The sequence below is a fragment of the Vibrio breoganii genome, assembly GCF_024346795.1.
Classification (GTDB): domain Bacteria; phylum Pseudomonadota; class Gammaproteobacteria; order Enterobacterales; family Vibrionaceae; genus Vibrio; species Vibrio breoganii.
Genome location: NZ_AP024864.1, coordinates 1402577 through 1421808, shown reverse-complemented (window position 1 = coordinate 1421808; position 19232 = coordinate 1402577). Strand labels below are relative to the sequence as shown.

Below are 19232 nucleotides of genomic sequence, written 5' to 3'. Positions count from 1 at the left end.
ATGAAATCGATAGATTGGCAACTCGCAACTCCACAACACGATCAAGTAATAGACTCTAGTCTATCTCTGTTTAAATACCAGGAAGCCCCTTTTGTCTCATTACAGCCTCGATTAGACGCAAGCCTAAAGCGTTTTGTTGCGTTAGCAGATGATGCGCCTTTGTTGGCTATCAACGGCTCTGATACCGTGTCAGTAAAGAAAGATGTTGCCTCTATCCTTTCTCAGTTAACACAAAAGAGTGTCCATCACACAGAGTCTATAGTCGCTGAAGAATTATTAGGAAGTTACATTGTCACTGACTCTGGTGATGTTCAATCATCAGTGGGTCTGTTTGAAAAACACAGTAACGGCTACCTAATTATCTCTGCCAACGCGGTGTTATCGCAACCGACTACCTTATTGGCTATTCGTGCATTATTGGCTGGTGAAGACGTCGCCAGAGTCGCGGCAAGCAAGAATGGGTTTTCACCTAAGCAGAGATTTAAAAGCGCAGTGAAGCTCATCATTGTAGGTGATCGCAATCAGTTGGCTGATTTAGATTATCTAGACCCTGCTTTCTCTTCTTCGCACACCATGTTTACTGAAGTAGAAATGGACGTTCGCGTCGATACGACTACCGCACCACTCTATTTAGGCTACATTGCGAGCCTAGTTCGAGAGGCTGGCTTGCCCGACATGTCTAGTGATGCCATACACAGCTTCTTAACGGCTGGCGCTCGCGTATGTGAAGAGCAACACTTTGCTCCACTATCCGCCTCTTGGATTCGAGCTTTGCTGCGCGAAGCTGCACTCGAGTCGAACTCCGAGACGATTAAAGCCAAGCACATAGATGCTGCACTTGAAGCGCGCTACTACCGAGAGTCTTATCTTCCAAATAGAGCACTTGACGACATTCTTGATGGCCAGGTTTTAATCCAAACCCAAGGTAATGAAGTTGGTCAGGTTAATGGCTTAACGGTGATTGATATCCCAGGGCATCCTGTTTCCTATGGAGAGCCAGCACGTATTTCTTGCGTTATTCACTTTGGTGATGGTGACGTCTCCGACGTTGAGCGCAAGGCAGAGCTGGGTGGCAACCTACATGCTAAAGGCATGATGATTATGCAGGCCTTCCTGAGTAGTGCTCTTAATCTTGATGAACCTTTACCTTACTCTGCTTCTATTGTATTTGAGCAATCATACAGTGAGGTAGATGGCGATAGTGCTTCTTTAGCGGAACTTTGTGCCTTTGTGAGTGCCTTATCTGGTTATGAAATCAAACAAAACATTGCGGTAACCGGCGCTGTTGATCAGTTTGGTCGAGTTCAAGCGGTTGGCGGACTCAATGAAAAAATTGAAGGCTTCTTCTATGTTTGTGCCCATCAAGGGTTAACAGGCGACCAAGGTGTTATTCTGCCGAAGTCGAACCTAAGACACCTTTCATTGCACAAAGATGTTGTCGACGCGATTAAGCAAGGCAAGTTCCATATTTGGAGCGTAGAGGATGTAAACCAAGCTTTACCTATCATCACAGGACAAGCATTTAGTGGCGAGAGTGATGATACTATCTTAAATAAAATCGCCGAGCGCATCGACCGACTCAATCAGCACGATATCAGCGAAAGTTTACTTAATCGCTTAAAAAGAGTGCTGTTTAGGGACTGATCGGAGTTGTAAGTACTATACTGCATCACATAAGATGCAGGTTCAAAAAATCTGGAGACTCAATACAATGCAACAAAAACCTTGCGATATCGCAAACTCATATGATCGTGACGACCTACTAGCATCAAGCCGTGGTGAGCTATTTGGCCCTCAAGGTCCTCAATTACCAGCTCCTAACATGCTGATGATGGACCGAGTGACTAAAATGTCACAAACCGAAGGTGAGTTTGGCAAAGGTCTTATTACTGCAGAACTAGATATTACTCCAGACCTTTGGTTTTTCGATTGTCACTTCCCTGGTGACCCTGTAATGCCTGGCTGTCTTGGTCTAGACGCTATGTGGCAACTAGTTGGTTTCTTCCTTGGCTGGATCGGTGGCGAAGGTAAAGGTCGTGCACTTGGTGTAGGTGAAGTTAAATTCACAGGTCAGATTCTTCCTACTGCGAAGAAGGTAACCTACGAAATCAACATGAAGCGCGTAGTTAACCGTAAACTGGTTATGGGCATGGCTGATGGCCGCGTACTAGTAGACGGCAAAGAAATCTACGTTGCTAAAGATCTTAAAGTGGGTCTTTTCCAAGATACGTCTAAGTTCTAAGACTGATTCAAATCTTTCCTTCTAAAGCCATGACCCAGTGTCATGGCTTTTTTATTGCGCCCTTCTCTTTTGTTCTATCAGATATTGTTACGTAGTGAGTTGGCATAACTTCTATATTTTTTGTTTAAAGCAAGTTAGTTATAGTGCGCTAGAATTATAAAAACAAGACCCCGTATGGGGTCTGTTTGGATGAGGTTATTTATATAGACCGGATTCCATGTCACCTTTCGCGTCTCTCCAACCGCCCAACCATTGTGATTTGGCATCGGTTTGCTGGTATGGGCAAGTATCGCTTGAGCGACCATTAAGCCCCGCTTTGTAACCTTGGGACTGTGCTCTCTCAAGACGGTCGCGTTTTTGTCTCTTCATAGTTAAATCCTCTAACCTTTCGATAAACAAACTAAAGGCGCGATAAGCTTCTTTGTTCGTGGGTAATGGATATGTCAGTCTGTGCTGAAGCATCTACGTTCAAAGAATCTCAAAGCACCCATATAAGATTCGTCTATAAATTGAGTTTTCTCAAGGTGAAAAAAAGGACAACGCACAATTTGTGATGTTGTCCTTCGTTAACTATGCAGTTAAGTGTCTGTTAGGCAGTCAAATAATTACTTCTTTAATCTTCTGCGAAGACCTATCAGACCAAGTAAACCCAGCATCCAAGGAGCCATACTCCCCCCTTGCCGTTCAACGGATTCTTGTTCAACACTACGTGGAGTAATCGTTGCTGTTGCATCAGATGCATTAAGATCAACCGTAGGCACTAACTTAACAGCGACAACCGCTTCAGTACCTGTACCACCGCCACAGTAAGCGTTATGGCCAGTATTATCATAACCGCCAGCACAGTACAGAGCCGTAGCTGCAATTTCGCCTTTATCATTAATGTCTGACGCAGCAATAATGCGGAACTGGTTATTGTTTCCAGAGGCATCATCGTCATTGGTTAGGTCATCAAGCCACCAAGCACGATTTTGGAACAGAGCACGGCGAGTAGCATGTGTACCAACATCGAAGTCGTATGGGTCGATGAAACCACGGTGTCTACGCTGCTTACCGTTGTATTCACGTGCTGTTTCAGCATCGATGGTGCCTACAATCTCATTGTGGTTATTCACTGCTTTAGCTTCGCCGCCAGAGCCAGAGAAGAAGATAGACTCCCCTGTTTCAGACAAATACGTTGCCGAAGGTGTCTCCGCGGATGCATCAGCGACAAAGATTCGATTTGCAGCAGCACCGTTTTCTGGGTAGAAGCCACTACGCTTTGATTCACCAATAACCATTAAATTGTTGTTAATGTCGGTTGCGCGGGTATTGGCGTAAATATAGTCACCGTCGTCTTCGACTACTGCTCTTGAGATGAACTTAGAAGTCCACTGATCATCTTGCGTAAGATCCAAGCCGTCATTTGGATAAAAAACAGCTGCCTGCATAAGCAAGTTATTATCATCACGCAAGGTGTTGTAACCAACAAGGATTGGCTTACCCTCGTAAGCCGTTGGGTCTGCAACGCTACCATCTTCGTTTGGAATCAGTGTGCTATCAGGCACTACTGCACCACGTACACTCGACATATAGGATTTTTGGTCACGTGTGGCTCCAGTTAAACTTGTGCTCCATGGGGCTACGGATACACCTGTAGAGCCATTACTACTCCAGACAAATCCTTTGGTAGAAAAAGCAAAGTTCTGACAGTAATCTTCCGCTGCCGGATCAGCAATAGATTGTCCGTTGCTAAAGCATTTGCCTACATCACGACCATTGTAGTCTTTATCGCTATCACCATAGTCAAATGGTGCTACAGATGCACTGCCAACAATATAAGTCGCGCCCTCATAACTAAACGAGTCAAACGCCATAGTGCGACCCATTTGAGTGACAATGTCACTCACTGGCGCATCTTCAAAGGTAGTCGCTGGAGGCAAGATGGTCGTGCCTACAAACCCACGTTCTCGGTAAGCAAGGCCGTAATTGCCAAAGTCATAGTAACCACTACTTGTGGTGCCCATCACTTCGCCATCAACACTGAACTTATTAACAATAACGTTGTTAGAACCAACTACATATGTTCCATTTCCAGGCCTATATGGTTCTGCATCATTAGCACTTGGTTCTGTTTCAAATAATCGTTGCCCCGTACCATCAAAACCATTGGCATTGGCCACATAGTTCTTATCGTAATACGCTTCGCGTTCACGTTTCAAACCACCCGCATCGTTAATACCAAGCCATTCGCGAGTAGCCCAGTTTTCACAACTGTTGTAACCAAGTTGGCGGTAACAGTAGCTTTCTATATCGTCAAAATCTTGGTAGATAAAGTTGTTATCAAGGCCAAAAGGGGCTTCATCGCGAAACGGTAAACCGTCTGTACCATTTCTGGTATCACCGGCCACATTACCCGTTTCGTCGATGGCACTACCATAAGATTCAAGGCCAAGGTTTGCGGGTACGGTAACCAACTCTACGTTGTAAAGATTGGCACTTGCACTGTAAGACGCCATAACCAAAGTGGCTACGGCTGAAAGTTTAAAGATACGACTGCAATTCAAAATATCTTATTCCTGCTGCATTGCTTCGAGCTCTTCCCAGCGCTCAAATGCTATTTCTAGTTCCTGTTCCTTGGAGGCTAGCTCCTCTAGCACAGGCTGTGTTTCCTCTACTGGAAGTGCAAAAAATGCTGGGTCGTTAACCCTTTCCTGTAGGCCTTCTAATTGTTCTTCAAGTTGTTCAAGAAGCTGTGGTAGCGATTCTAACTCACGTTGCAACTTATACGACAACTTTTTACTGGTATTGCGACTTGGTTTGCTTGCTGCTTTGTCTTTAACCACTACATCAGACGTACTCGCAACAAATTCCTGCCTAGAGGCCTTAACTTGTGCTCGCTGCTGCTGTGCGTCATGGTAACCACCAACAAACTCTTCGATACGGCCATTGCCTTCAAAGATCCAACTCGCCATTACGGTGTTATCCACAAACTCACGGTCGTGGCTCACTAAAAGTAATGTTCCCTGATAGTTGGCAAGTAAATCCTCTAAAAGTTCCAAAGTTTCGATATCTAAATCATTGGTTGGCTCATCGAGCACCAATAAATTGTTCGATCTTAAGAAAATTCTAGCCAAAAGCAGGCGGTTTTTCTCACCACCAGAGAGAGCTTTAACCGGAGAACGCGCACGACGCGGAGAGAACAAGAAATCTTGAAGGTAGCTCAGTGCATGACGCTCCCTGCCCCCAACCATGACTTCTTGTTTACCATCGGCAAGGTTGTCGATAACTGTCTTTTCTGGGTCTAACGCTTCACGGTACTGATCAAAATACGCGACTTCAAGCTTAGTGCCGCAATGTAAGCGGCCTGAGTCAGCTTCTAGTTGTCCTAACATCAGTTTAAGTAAGGTACTCTTACCACAGCCGTTAGGGCCAATCAGGGCAATCTTATCGCCTCTCATTACCGTGAAACTAAAGTCATCAACAATCTGCTGACCATCAATCTGGTAACTCAGATTCTGCGCTTCAAACACAATCTTGCCACTGCGCGTGCCATCATCGATTTGAATATTGGCTTTGCCCTGCACTTCAATACGCTCTGTGCGTTCACGGCGTAACTGTTTAAGGGCTCTTACACGACCTTCGTTACGGGTACGACGAGCTTTGATGCCCTGGCGAATCCACGTTTCTTCTTGTGCGAGCTTTTTATCAAACTCGGCGTTCTGCGCTTCTTCTACACGTATCGCTTCTTCTTTATCGATAAGATATTGCTGGTAGTTGCCTGGAAATGACGACAGCTTACCTCTATCTAGATCAACAATTCGGGTCGCCATAGATTGGATAAAGCTTCTATCGTGCGAGATAAAGATGATTGAACCGCGAAAATCTTTCAGAAACGTCTCTAACCATTCAATGGTAGTGACATCCAGGTGGTTTGTGGGCTCATCTAGAAGCAGTACGTCTGGGTCACACACTAATGCACGAGCCAGCGCGGCTTTACGTTGCCAACCGCCCGAAAGGTCGGTTAGCAAGGTATGACCGTCTAAACCTAGCGCTTCCAATACGTTGGTAATGCGGCTTTCAAAGCGCCAAGCACCACTGTGCTCTAGCTGATCTTGTATCTTAGATAAGCGGTTAATGTTCTTTTCGCTAGGGTCTTCAGTAACAAGATCCAACTGATCTTGATAGATCTTAAGCTGCTTCCCTATTTCGGCTAGCCCCTCAGATACGTAATCAAGGACAGTTCCAGCTTGGTTTCTTGGTGGATCTTGCTCAAGGCGTGATACGACCACATCTTGAGTGATCTGCATGTGCCCATCGTCCATCTGCACATCACCCGCGATGACCTTCATCAGAGTAGATTTACCGGCACCATTTCGACCGACGAGACAGACGCGTTCTTTTTCTTGTAGTTGGAAGTCGGCGTTATCCAATAACGGGATATCACCGAATGCCAATTGACCATTATGAATGGTAAGTAATGCCATTATTCTCTAACCACTGTTGTAATTGTTGTAAGTTGAAGGGCCAGTTAAGCTCTGAGTTTTCAATGTGGACCACTGGTATTGTGACCCCGTAACGTGAAAACAGCTCATCATCGAAGGCAATATCAACGATTTGGGGTTCAACCCCTACCGTGAGCAGCAACTTATGTGCTTGCTCACACAGATGACACCCTTCAGTACTGTATAGAATTACGCTCACTACGCATTCTTCTCCAAAGAGACCAACCAGCAATTGTGAATGTGCTTGTTACGAGCAAAGTCCAGTGGCAAGGTCTTATCAGAGATATTCTGCGCTCTAAGACCTAGCTCTTTAATCGCCTCTAGGTCCATTTTGAATTGGCGCTTATTGTTTGAGAACACGATTGTCCCTTCAGGACGTAGCAATCTCTTTAGGTGCGTCATTAGTTGGATATGATCGCGCTGAATATCAAAGGTCTGCTTCATTCTCTTAGAGTTTGAGAACGTCGGCGGATCGATAAAGATAAGATCGTACTGCCCTGTTGCCGTTTCTAGCCATTGTAAGCAATCCGCTTGTACAAATTGGTGCTGCTTGCCCTTGATGCCGTTAATGGCTAGGTTCTCTTTTGCCCAATCTAAGTAGGTATTCGACATATCAACCGTTGTGGTTGATTTAGCGCCGCCTACAGCGGCGTGAACCGTTGCACTGCCGGTGTAAGCAAACAGGTTTAGGAAATCACACCCTGCTGCCATCTGACCAATCTTACGGCGCGTCAGTTTATGATCGAGGAATAAACCCGTATCTAAGTAATCAAACAGGTTTACCTTTAACTGAACCCCGTACTCGTTCACTTGCATCTGATGGGATTTTTGTGCCAATTTTTGATATTGGTTTGTGCCTTTTTGTCTCTGACGTACTTTAAGAACGACATTGTTGGCTTCTACCCCTGTTACTTGAATAGATGCACGAATAATGTCAGTCAGTCGACGTTTAGCCGTTTCTGGGTCGATAGTCTTCGGTGCGGCATACTCCTGAATAACCAGGTGATCTGGGTAGACATCAATAGCAACGTTGTAATCAGGAAGGTCGGCATCGTAGATTCTGTAGCAATCTAGGTGCTCTTTCTTCGCCCACTTGCCAATTTTGCCAATGTTCTTCTTCAAGCGGTTGGCAAAGTCTGGTGCCACAATTGCTTCAGTCTTTGGCGCGTCTGCAGTAGAAGCAGCTTTAGCAGAGATTGCGTAGTTCTTCTGTAAACAGTTCAAAGCACCATTGTTCACTTTGTATTGCTTGTCAGCGCGCATACGAAGACAGCTAAGCAGTTCATCAGAGCTTGAGAAGATAGACGCATTCCAGCCACCAAACTGTGCCTTCATCTGAGCACCAAACTCAGAATAAAGCGCAATTAGGCCTGGCTCAGTACTTAGACGCTCACCGTAAGGCGGGTTACAGATAATAGTACCTGCAGCAGCATCCTTAGGCGCTTCAATTTGCGTTGCATCGCCTAGACGAAAATCAATCAAACCTTCAATGCCCGCTCTTACCGCATTCTTTTTCGCGGTTTCTAGTACGCGCGGGTCATTGTCGTAGCCGATCACAGGTACTTCAAACTTGTTAATACCGCGACGTCCGACAACTTTAGCTTCAGATTTTACTTCAGCCCACAGTGCGTAATCGAAATCTTTAAGGTTCTCAAGGCTCCAGCTAGTGCGAGCGTGACCTGGTACCACATTGGCAGCCAGCATTACAGCTTCTATCAGTAAGGTGCCTGAGCCACACATTGGGTCGATTAGCGGAGATTGCTTATCCCAGCCGCTTCTCATCACTATGGATGCCGCTAGCGTCTCACGCAAAGGTGCACGACCTGCTTCGGTACGATAACCGCGCTGGTTAAGTCCTTGCCCCACCATATCGATACCCAATATCGCATCTTCTCTATGAAGACGAACATGAACGCGAAGATCTGGACGATCTTTGCTGATCTCAGGTCTAGGCAGGTTAGCTTTGGTGAAGGTATCAACGATGGCATCTTTAACCTTCATTGCACCATATTGGCTATTGCGTATTTCACGGTTAGTACCATTAAAATCCACAATAATAGATTTGTTTGCGTCAAATAGGTTCGGCCAACGTACGGACATGCATGACAGATATAAATCCATATCGTCTACGCATTTGAACTCTGCAAGAACACGTACAAAACGCGAAGCGGTGCGGCTAGACAAACAGGCTTTATAGATCTGTTCTAAATCTGCCTTAAATCGCACCCCTGCTTGTACAGGTTTTGGGTCTTCAATTCCCAAGTTCTTAAGTTCTTCTACCAATAGATTTTCTAAACCATTGGCCGTTACCGCAAGGTATTGATGCATGTTAATCACTAAGCTGCTAATAAAATGGCGTTAATTATAAACCCTTCTAATTGTAAATTCCGAAATTTCTCCCTTAATTGGCTCTAATTGTTCATTTCTAGAGCACCACTTTGTGTTGGTTCACTTTCAACACGCTTATCTCAGCAGCCAATCACTCTTGTCTATTTTTCACAGCAAACCGGTACTCAAACCGATAGTGAATACTTATTCACCCCAACACTGGTATACACCAGAAGTAATTTAAGACTGAAAGTTACTTACAAAAGGCACTAAAAAGGGAAATAAAACCGGCAATCACACCTCCAATTGGCACATTGCAACGGTAATGAGGACAAAAAAGAATTTAAAAAATGTGCACTTGCAACACCTAGCCTCACACTAATAAGGATTAATTAGTGCGACTTAGTGAAACTGTGAGATGGGATTACTCAACTTGATGGGTATTCAAGCAAAGAAAAAGGCCGCTTTAGAGAGACTCTAAAACGACCTTGGGGAATAGCAGTGAGTGTTTGTGATAGTAATTAAGGGAGCTGGGGCTACGAACTAAGACACCATTTGAATGTGGCTTTGACAGAACATCGCATTGGCTGAGCGCATTCTGTCGTGCATGACTTTAATAGGTTCACAGAACGACATGGCTTTACTTCCGGTAAGATAGAAATCTTCTGTACTGACTGAAATGACGATGCTCGCTGTTTTTGACGATTCCACCACCATAAAATGCCCAGTATTGTATTCGTTTTGCAGTTCAACAATCTCCCCTTCCTGTGGCTGATATCCTGCAGACTGGGTTTCAAAGAACCAGCTTTTTGGCTGCACAGGCTTATGGAAGCGCTTAACTGTCACTGCTTTAAGTACAAGCTCAGCTTGTCGTGGAATAGATAAAGGTAGGCCTTTAACAGAGTCTTGGAATACATGATAGATGTCTGCGTCTTCGACTGAAAACGGCTGTGGTGTAAATGCAGATTCGATAAGAACTTTACGAGGGAGATCAGAGCGAAATACCATATCTTCGCTAATCTCAAGCATCAGAGAGGATTTATCCTCGTCGTAGTACCAATTCCATGTATCGCTTAGCTTAAGCATAACTCTGTCCTGTTTTAAACTCGGTTTAAGTAAGGCGCTACACCATCCCTTTGCAGGGTCCACGTTACTTTCCGATAATTCTACTAACAGGAGACGAAAAAAAAAGGGGAAAACAATTCCCCTTCTCTTTAGCTAAACAATTGGTTTTACTGCAAATCGATTACAGATTCTTAACGATATCTTTAACCAAGTTTGGTCCTTTATAGATAAAGCCTGAGTAAACCTGCACCAACTTCGCACCAGCCTGCATCTTTTCTTTTGCCGAAACGTAAGAATCGATACCGCCAACACCAATAATAGGGATCTCATCGCCCAACTCGTGATGCAGCTTAGCGACAACTTCAGTACTACGCAGTTGTACTGGGCGACCGCTTAAACCACCCGCTTCATCTGCATGCTTCATACCAGCAACGATAGTACGGTCTAACGTAGTGTTCGTCGCGATTACCCCATCGATGCTGTGCTTGCGCAGTGAGTCACAGATCTGAACAATCTCATCATCACTCAAGTCTGGAGCAATCTTAAGTGCAACAGGTACATAGTTACCGTGTAACTCATTAAGTTCTTTTTGTTTGGCTTTCAAGTCACCAAGCAGTGAGTCTAGTGCCTCACCATACTGAAGTGAACGAAGGTCCGGTGTATTCGGCGAAGAAATATTCACCGCGATGTAGTCAGCATACTGATACACTTTTTCCATACAAATCAGGTAGTCACTGTTACCCTCTTCGATTGGTGTATCTTTATTCTTGCCAATGTTAATACCCAGAATGCCATCAAATTTGGCCTTCTTAACATTTTCGACTAGCGCATCAACACCGAGATTGTTGAAACCCATTCGGTTGATGATGCCTTCCGCTTCTAACAAACGGAACATACGAGGTTTGTCATTACCTGGCTGTGGACGAGGGGTCACTGTACCCACTTCTACAAAACCAAAGCCCATCGCATCAAATGCTTCAATGCACTCTGCATTTTTGTCTAGGCCTGCAGCCAAACCCACTGGGTTTCTGAAGGTTAGACCCATGCATTCAACAGGACGATGTGGCAGTTTTTGACGATAGAAAAGATCGAGAGGAGTGCCGGTAATTTTTGGAAGATAATTAATTGCGAGATCGTGCGCCGTTTCGGCGTCGAATTGAAATAAGCCAGTTCTGGCAAGACGGTAGAGCATTGTGCCTCCGATAAAAAAAAGCCCCGTGTAAACGGGGCTGTATTATTTACTTTGTAGCTTCACAATTCAAGTTCAAAAGCATCAACTCTCTCAAAGCAACGGAAAATTTAGCAAATTCATGCACATTACCTACCTTAAACTCGTTCAAGGTATTCTCCCAACGTTGCAATGCGATGCGATTGCTGACAATCCAGTTTTCGATTGTCTCTTCTTCTGAAAGTGGTGAGTCGCCACAATTGCATTGCAACACTTGCACAGTCAGTTGACGTTGCTGCCAATCAAGATCTTCTCTAAAGGCTGCTCGAGCTAATGCCTGCCAGTTGTTATCCACGACCTGATTATTGATTTGATCAAGGAACCAATGCAAAGACAATCTATCACCTAAGTAGAAGTAGAGTTTTGCAGTGCGCTCGATAGTGGTGCCACACTCTTTTGCCGCTAGAGAAATATCGTAGCAGCAGTAAAGGCTTGAAAGTCTCGCTAAGTAATTAGCCAATGATTTATCAACGCCCTTCTCAATCCATTGCAGCGCAATGCTTTGATGTTGCTCCACTTCACTTGGCACCAAGAATTGGTCAAGCTTATTCACGATAACTTCAACGTCAGCTTTGAAACGCTCTACTAATTGTTCGACACTACTATTGTGCGAACGGTTTCTTAGCATCCAACGGGTTAATCGTCTCAACGTACGGCGTATCACGACCATCAGTTGATATTGGACACTGGTTTCAATGCGATTGTCATGTTCACGAATCTTGCTAAACACCTCGGAGAACTTAAACAGTTCTTTAGACGCAGCAAAGGCATTCGCTATATCAACAACACTGGCACCCGTTTCTTCTTGGAGGCGCGTCACGAAGTTGCAGCCCATTTCATTGACTATCTCATTGGCAAGTGCAGTTGCAATGATTTCACTACGTAGCGGATGAGAGTCCATACTTGCAGAATAGTTACGGCGTAACCTATCAGGGAAGTACTCCACCAGCATACGAGAGTGATATTTGTCATTTGCAATCGCATCAGTGGCAAGTTGCTCTTTTAAAAGCATTTTTCCATAAGCCACCAGCACAGACAATTCAGGTCTACTCAGGCCAACGCCCTGCTTTTCTCGCTCTTGAAGCTGCTCATCATCAGGAATGTATTCAAGTTGTCTGTCGAGATGACCCGCCTTCTCCATAGTGTGAATAAAGCGCATTTGCTCTTTCATACCATTGACGCCTTGTTCTTCTGTCACAGAGATTGACTCTGCTTGACAATAGGCATCGTGCAATACTATTTCCGAAACGTCTTGCTCCATCGAATCAAGAATTTCATTTCTTTGCTTTAATGTGAGGTCGCTATTTTGCACTAGGCCATTAAGCAGGATCTTAATGTTTACCTCATTATCAGAGCTATCCACTCCACCCACGTTATCAATAAAGTCGGTATTAACACGACCGCCGTTCAGCGCAAACTCAATACGCCCAAGTTGCGTCAGTCCAAGGTTACCCCCTTCACCAACGACCTTTGCACGGAGTTGATTGCCGTTAATACGCAATGAATCATTGGCTCTATCGCCGACTTCAGAATGGCTTTCTTTGCTCGATTTAACATAGGTACCGATGCCACCATTCCATAATAGGTCGACCTGCATCATCAAAATGTGCTTGATAAGCTCATTTGGCGCCAGCGCATCTTCCTCTATACCTAACATTGCCTTTATCTCAGGTGACAGTGTCACTGATTTCGCTTTTCTAGAGAAAACACCACCACCCTTTGAAATCAATGACTTATCATAGTCATCCCAACCTGTTCGAGGCGTATTGAATAAACGATCGCGCTCTTTGTAGGCCGTTTTAGCATCCGGGTTAGGGTCAATGAAAATATGAAGGTGGTTAAACGCCGCTTGCAGCAAGATATGTTTGGACAACAACATGCCATTACCAAACACGTCACCCGCCATGTCACCCACACCAATAACCGTAAAGTTTGTTGTTTGACAATTCACGCCTAACTCACGGAAATGTCGTTTAACCGACTCCCAACCCCCCTTCGCTGTAATGCCCATGACTTTATGGTCATAACCATTTGAACCGCCAGAAGCAAATGCATCCCCTAGCCAGAAGTTGTAGTCTTCAGACACGCTATTGGCGATATCAGAAAACGTAGCGGTACCTTTGTCCGCTGCAACAACCAGATATGAATCGTCTTCGTCGTGACGAACAACGTTAGTTGGCGGTACTAGGTTGCCTTCTACAATATTGTCGGCCACGTCTAGCAAAGAGCTGATGAACATGCGGTAGCAACGCTGTCCTTCGGCAAAGATTTCGTCTCTGCCCGAAAGAGTATGTTGCTTCTTACAAACAAAGCCGCCTTTTGCACCCACAGGCAAAATCACCGTGTTTTTAACTTGCTGCGCTTTCACTAGGCCCAGCACTTCCGTTCGAAAATCCTCTTGTCTATCTGACCAACGTAAACCGCCACGCGCGACTTTGCCACCACGTAGGTGCACACCTTCAACGTCGGGCGAGTAAACGAACATCTCAAACTCTGGCACAGGTTTAGGGATCTCTGGGATCTTCTTAGGACTGAGTTTTAATGCCAAACACGGCTTGCGTTCGCCATCCTTGGTTTGCTGATAGTAGTTGGTACGTAACGTTGCTCGAATCATTTCTACATACCGACGCACGATACGATCATCATCTAGGCTTTCTACTTTCTCTAGTTGATCTTTGATCTGCTTGATCACCTTCAACTGAGAGGCATCGTCACCGTTATTTTTTGGAAGGAAACGTTTTTCAAACAGCGTCACAAGATTATTCGCAAGCTTAGGGTGCGCGGCTAGCGTATCTCCAATGTAGTGTTGACTGAAAGGAAAACCCACCTGGCGCATATACTTGGCGTAAGCACGCAAGATTGTGGTCTCCACACCGGTAAGGCCCGCACCTAGAATGAGTCGATTAAAACCATCATTCTCTAGTTCCCCTTTCCATACACCGGCAAAGGCTTGTTGGAAACGGTCTCTGACTTTATTAAAATCAACCGCATTACTGCCTTTATGCAGCATAGAGAAGTCTAAGATCCAATAGGTCTCACCATTCTTGGTTTCGACTTGATAAGGAGACTCGCCGATGACTCTTAGGTCGAAGTTCTCCAGCATAGGCATCACATCTGACAAATGAATTGGCGAGTGCTTATGATAGAGTTTAAGGTGAACGACCTTTGAATCGATTAGCTCTTCTTGTGGTCTGTAGAACAGCATTCCAAGCTGATTAAACTCATTTAACAGCTCTAAACGCTCTATATCCGCTACGGCCGCATTAGGTAGCACTGCTTCTTGATAAGATCTTGGGAAGGCTTCCATATAGCGCTTAGCAATAGGCAAGCCTCGGCTTTCACCCAAACTAGACACTACCGCTTGCTCTAATCTATCTCCCCACGTAGACGATGCTTCCATCAAGTCTTGTTCAATGCTCTTAGTATCAAACGTTAAGTTACTGTCTTCAACGCGCACAATGTAATGAGTGCGAGCCAGCGGGCTTTCAGAAAAGTAGGTGGTAAACTCTACTTCTTGGTTTGTGTTGAATGCGCGCTTAAAGATACGTTGCGTTTGACGTCGAAGCTCTGTGTTATAACGCTCTTTTGTCACATACACCATACAGCTCAAGAAGCGACCAAACGGGTCTTTACGCACAAACAATCGGATCATATCTCGATCTTGCATCTGCACAACACCCATCCCAATGTGCAAAAGCTCTTCTTCACTGGCTTGCAGCAGTTCATCTCTAGGATAGGTTTCTAAGATATTGTGTAGGGCTTTGAATGCATATGACCCCTTCAAGAAGCCACTGCCTTCTAGAATACGCGCTACCTTGTTGCGTACTAAAGGAATGCTCTCAACGCTTTGGTTATATACCGCTGAAGTATAAAGGCCCGTAAATCTATGCTCTCCAACCACTCTACCTTGCTTATCAAAGGTTTTAATGCCTATGTAGTCATTGTAAGCCGGTCGATGGATACGAGATGGACGGTTGCCTTTAGTCAGAATGAGAATATAAGGCTTCGTGGCTTCTTCTCTCGCAGACTCAGAAAAATTAGACAGCTTAGTCGCGCGTACGCGAGATTGATCGGTAAATAAGCCGAGTCCCGCTTCTTCTGTTGGCTCTAGGATCTGCTCGTCATTGACTTCAACAAGTCGGTACTCTTTGTACCCCATCAAGGTGAAGTTGTGATCCCCTAGCCAATTCAAAAACTCGAGGGACTCTTCAACATGTTTGTTATCTATGCCTTTAACTTTTTCAAGTCCCTTCACCTGCTTAACGACTTTCTTTAAGGCGTCTGTCATAGGTTGCCAATCATTCACAACAGAATGAGTATCGCGAACGACACTCTCTAGTTCCTGTTGCAGGTCATCCATCTGACTCTTACTAGAGAGTCTATCTACCTCAATATGGAACACTGACTGCAATTGGCCATCGAGTGTTTTGTTATTGATATCAAACACTTTGCCATTCTTTAAATGCAGCTTAGCTGGGCCGTGCAACATTATGTGACTGGATAGCCCCATACGTGACAGTGTCATTTTAATGGAGTCAACCAAGAAGGACATATCAGGTAAGATGATCTCTACTATGGTGTGTGTTGACTGCCAGCCATGTCGGCTTAAGGTTGGGTTAAATACCTTTACCGATAAATCATCGAGATCCTTCTCTTTCATATGTTGCCATAGGCTTACCACGGCGCCATACAGATCAGACTCGTTTCGAGAAACTAGGTCATCATGAGAGATATTACTGAATAGATGTTGCGCAAGCTTAGTCACTACGGTTTGATGAGCGGGATCAAGCTTGTCTTCGATCAGTTGATAGACTTTTTCAAGTAGTACAGGGACTAGGGGTTCACGTGCATTCATGGGGCACACTCCGTCAGAGATTTTTATTGTTATGTTAATGCAAGGCTAGTAAATCACGTTACACAAGCAGATAAATCTGCCTATTGGCGCTATTGTAGGTTTTTTATTTCATCATCGTTACATAATTAAAGGCGCATTCTCTAAAAATCTTCAATATGTGACGAAACTGTTAATAAGCAAATCTTTCCCTTGAATATAGAACAAAAAAAGGCTTAGCGTGATGCTAAGCCTTTTCATTCATAAGCGATTGTTTGTTATGCAATTATTTAAGTGCAGCTTCTACTTTTTCAAACAGATCTTTCGCCAAGTTAGGAGTATCGCGCAATACCTCTAACTCCTTACGCATCATTTGTTTACGTTGCTCATCGTATCGAGCAAATTTGAGCATTGGATCAATGAGACGTGAGGCGACTTGCGGATTGCTTGTGTTCAATTTTGCTAGCATCTCTCCAGCAAACTGATAGCCACTGCCGTCTATCGCATGAAAACCGTATGGGTTATTAAAGAATGAACCCAATACGCTGCGAACTCGGTTTGGGTTCTGCATGCTAAATGCGCTGTGATCCATGGCCGATTTCACTGCAGATAGCGCGTTCGAACTCGGCTTTGAACCTTGCAACATAAACCACTTATCCATCACCAGTCCATCGTGACTCCAGCGTTCACTAAACGCATTCATTAGAGCCTCACGGCTTTCTAGATCAGATTGGTTTGCCGACGACAGTGCGCCTATGGTGTCAGTCATATTATCGCTGGCTTCAAACTGTAACTTGGCAAGGTGCTGATGCGCTTTCAAACACGATAAAAACCCTAAACAGGTATTACGAAGAGCGCGCTTAGCAATGCTTTGATGAGAAATGTCATACTCACCACCGTTCAGTGATTGATAGGTTTCTAGCAGTTCAGCCTCTAGGCCTTTAGCAAGCGCAAGCTTAAGCTGTTTAAGGGCCTTTGAAATGCCATCGACATCTATGGCTTCAAACCAACCACATACTTCACTGTGAGGTGGCAGTGTTAGAGCTTCAGCCACAAAGGCTTTGTCTAAGCTCTCATCAAGGAGCAAGGCTTTAAACGAATGAATCACATCAGGAGAGAGCTCTATATCACCCCCCTGGGTAACCGCATGCTTAATGTATTGAGACAGTAGTGTCTGCCCCGCATCCCAACGAGAGACTTCATTGGTAGAACACTTCATCAGATGAACCAACTGAGGTTCCGAGTAGTCGTATTCAAGCTTCACAGGAGCGGTAAACTCTCGAAGCAATGAAGGTGTTGGCTTTTCGTCAACCTGCTCAAACACAAAACGGTGAGACTCTTGGGTAATGTGCAGTAGTGACTCTACTTCCTTATCGTCGATAATTAGCGGAATCACAGAGCCGTCCTGGCGATACAGTTCAATATCAAACGGTATATGCAGAGGCAACTTCTCTTCTTGCGTGGCGGTTGGCGCCGTATATTGACGAACATTTAAGGTGTAGGTTTTGCTCGTCGCGTCATACTCATCGGTTACCGTTACGGTTGGCGTACCTGATTGACTGTACCAACGCTTAAACTGGCTCAAATCAACACCAGAAGCATCTTGCATTGCCGCGACAAAGTCATCACATGTCGCAGCAGTGCCATCGTGACGCTCAAAGTACAGCTTCATCCCCGATTGGAAACCTTCTTCACCCAACAAGGTATGAATCATTCGAATCACTTCACTGCCCTTTTCATAAACGGTTAAGGTATAGAAGTTATTCATCTCTATTACTTTGTCCGGACGAATTGGGTGCGACATTGGGCTTGCGTCTTCGGCAAATTGTGGACCGCGAATAATACGCACGTTATTGATTCGGTTTACAGCACGAGAGCCCAGATCACTGGAAAACTCTTGGTCTCTAAATACCGTTAATCCTTCTTTTAGGCTTAACTGAAACCAATCACGACAGGTGACTCGGTTGCCGGTCCAGTTATGGAAATACTCATGACCGATAACGGCTTCGATGCCTAGGTAATCTTTGTCTGTTGCAGAAGCTTGATCCGCAAGCACGTATTTTGAATTGAAGACATTAAGTCCCTTGTTCTCCATCGCGCCCATGTTGAAGAAATCAACCGCTACGATCATGTATATATCAAGGTCATACTCTAAGTCGAATCGCTCTTCGTCCCACTTCATGGAATTTTTGAGGCTGAGCATCGCATGATGAGCTCTATTAAGGTTCCCCTTATCAACGAAAATCTCTAATGCAACTTTACGGCCAGAGCGTGTGGTAAAGCTATCGACTAATTGGTCAAAGTCACCCGCTACTAGAGCAAATAAGTAGCTTGGTTTTGGATGTGGGTCTTGCCACTTCACCCAATGACGGCCGTTCTCAAGCTCGCCCTCTGCGATCTTGTTACCATTACTGAGTAAGAATGGAAAATCAGCTTTATCCGCTTCTACTGTGGTGGTGTATTTAGCGAGTACATCCGGTCTATCAAGGAAGTAAGTGATACGCCTAAAGCCTTCTGCCTCACACTGAGTGCAAAATGCGCCATCTGAAAGATACAAACCCTCAAGCGCAGTGTTTGCCGATGGGTCTAGCTCTGTGGTGATGGCCATATCAAATTGAGCCGGTAAGTTTGAGATAACCAAACCTTCATCATTCAATTCATAGTCACTCCAATCAACGCCATTGATGTGCAGTGCTTTGAGATTCAGCTGTTCCCCAACCAAGCTTAAGCGTGTCGCATCATCGTTTGCTAAGACCGTCGATGTTGCAACCACCACTGTTTGCGTTTGATGCAGTTTAAAAACCAGATCGATGCTATCGATATTGTGAGAAGGGGTTGTGTAGTCTTTACGATATTTAGCGACAGGCTGAACAGGAGCTGCGTCTTTCATTCCTACTTCCTATGTAATGATGTTGTAGAGGGTTTAGGGTCTATTTTTATTACAAAAATTACAAGTGTTACACACGTTTGAACTTGATAATTTGTAGCCTATATAGAACTTATGTTTTCTGTTGATTATTTAGCGCTCAATCTCGACTCCCTCAATGACTACCG

11 protein-coding genes are annotated in these 19232 nt (G+C 44.7%); 2 read left to right on the top strand and 9 right to left on the bottom strand.

Translation table 11 applies throughout. From position 1 onward, the window contains the following. Positions 1-1644 carry a Lon protease family protein gene (locus OCU35_RS06565; protein WP_261825886.1) on the top strand — a complete coding sequence of 548 codons (1644 nt, stop codon included), beginning with the start codon at positions 1-3 and terminating at the stop codon, positions 1642-1644. A 67-nt stretch (positions 1645-1711) separates the two neighbouring features. Then, complete coding sequence (gene fabA / locus OCU35_RS06560; RefSeq protein WP_017028980.1) at positions 1712-2242, top strand: bifunctional 3-hydroxydecanoyl-ACP dehydratase/trans-2-decenoyl-ACP isomerase; 531 nt, start codon at positions 1712-1714, stop codon at positions 2240-2242. Positions 2243-2437: 195 nt separating this feature from the next. Here the strand turns inward: fabA and rmf are convergent, their stop codons facing one another. From rmf to pepN, 9 genes are all read right to left on the bottom strand, one after another. Then, entirely contained in the window at positions 2438-2611 is a 174-nt protein-coding gene (gene rmf, locus OCU35_RS06555) for a ribosome modulation factor (protein WP_026012689.1), read from the bottom strand. A 236-nt stretch (positions 2612-2847) separates the two neighbouring features. Then, entirely contained in the window at positions 2848-4788 is a 1941-nt protein-coding gene (locus OCU35_RS06550) for a DUF3466 family protein (protein WP_261825885.1), read from the bottom strand. 6 nt (positions 4789-4794) lie between these two features. Continuing rightward, positions 4795-6708 (bottom strand): ABC transporter ATP-binding protein, encoded by a 1914-nt coding sequence (locus OCU35_RS06545; RefSeq protein WP_102367638.1) that lies wholly within the window; start codon positions 6706-6708, stop codon positions 4795-4797. Beyond that, the gene (locus tag OCU35_RS06540) at positions 6686-6925 is read right to left on the bottom strand and encodes a glutaredoxin family protein (RefSeq protein ID WP_017028984.1); all 240 of its coding nucleotides are present in this window, start codon (positions 6923-6925) and stop codon (positions 6686-6688) included. Before OCU35_RS06540 ends, OCU35_RS06545 begins: the two co-directional genes overlap by 23 nt. Next, positions 6925-9054 carry a bifunctional 23S rRNA (guanine(2069)-N(7))-methyltransferase RlmK/23S rRNA (guanine(2445)-N(2))-methyltransferase RlmL gene (gene rlmKL / locus OCU35_RS06535; RefSeq protein WP_065209877.1) on the bottom strand — a complete coding sequence of 710 codons (2130 nt, stop codon included), beginning with the start codon at positions 9052-9054 and terminating at the stop codon, positions 6925-6927. The genes OCU35_RS06540 and rlmKL overlap by 1 nt, the downstream gene beginning before the upstream one ends. Positions 9055-9597: 543 nt before the next feature. Then, positions 9598-10140, bottom strand: coding sequence for a cell division protein ZapC (locus tag OCU35_RS06530; RefSeq protein ID WP_261825884.1), 543 nt, complete (start codon positions 10138-10140; stop codon positions 9598-9600). A 160-nt stretch (positions 10141-10300) separates the two neighbouring features. Further along, on the bottom strand, positions 10301-11311 hold the full coding sequence (gene pyrD, locus OCU35_RS06525; RefSeq protein ID WP_261825883.1) for a quinone-dependent dihydroorotate dehydrogenase: 1011 nt from the start codon (positions 11309-11311) through the stop codon (positions 10301-10303). Between the two features lie 46 nt (positions 11312-11357). Then, complete coding sequence (locus tag OCU35_RS06520; protein WP_261825882.1) at positions 11358-16202, bottom strand: NAD-glutamate dehydrogenase; 4845 nt, start codon at positions 16200-16202, stop codon at positions 11358-11360. A 262-nt stretch (positions 16203-16464) separates the two neighbouring features. Further along, the gene (gene pepN, locus OCU35_RS06515; RefSeq protein ID WP_261825881.1) at positions 16465-19068 is read right to left on the bottom strand and encodes an aminopeptidase N; all 2604 of its coding nucleotides are present in this window, start codon (positions 19066-19068) and stop codon (positions 16465-16467) included. Between the last annotated feature and the right edge of the window lie 164 nt (positions 19069-19232).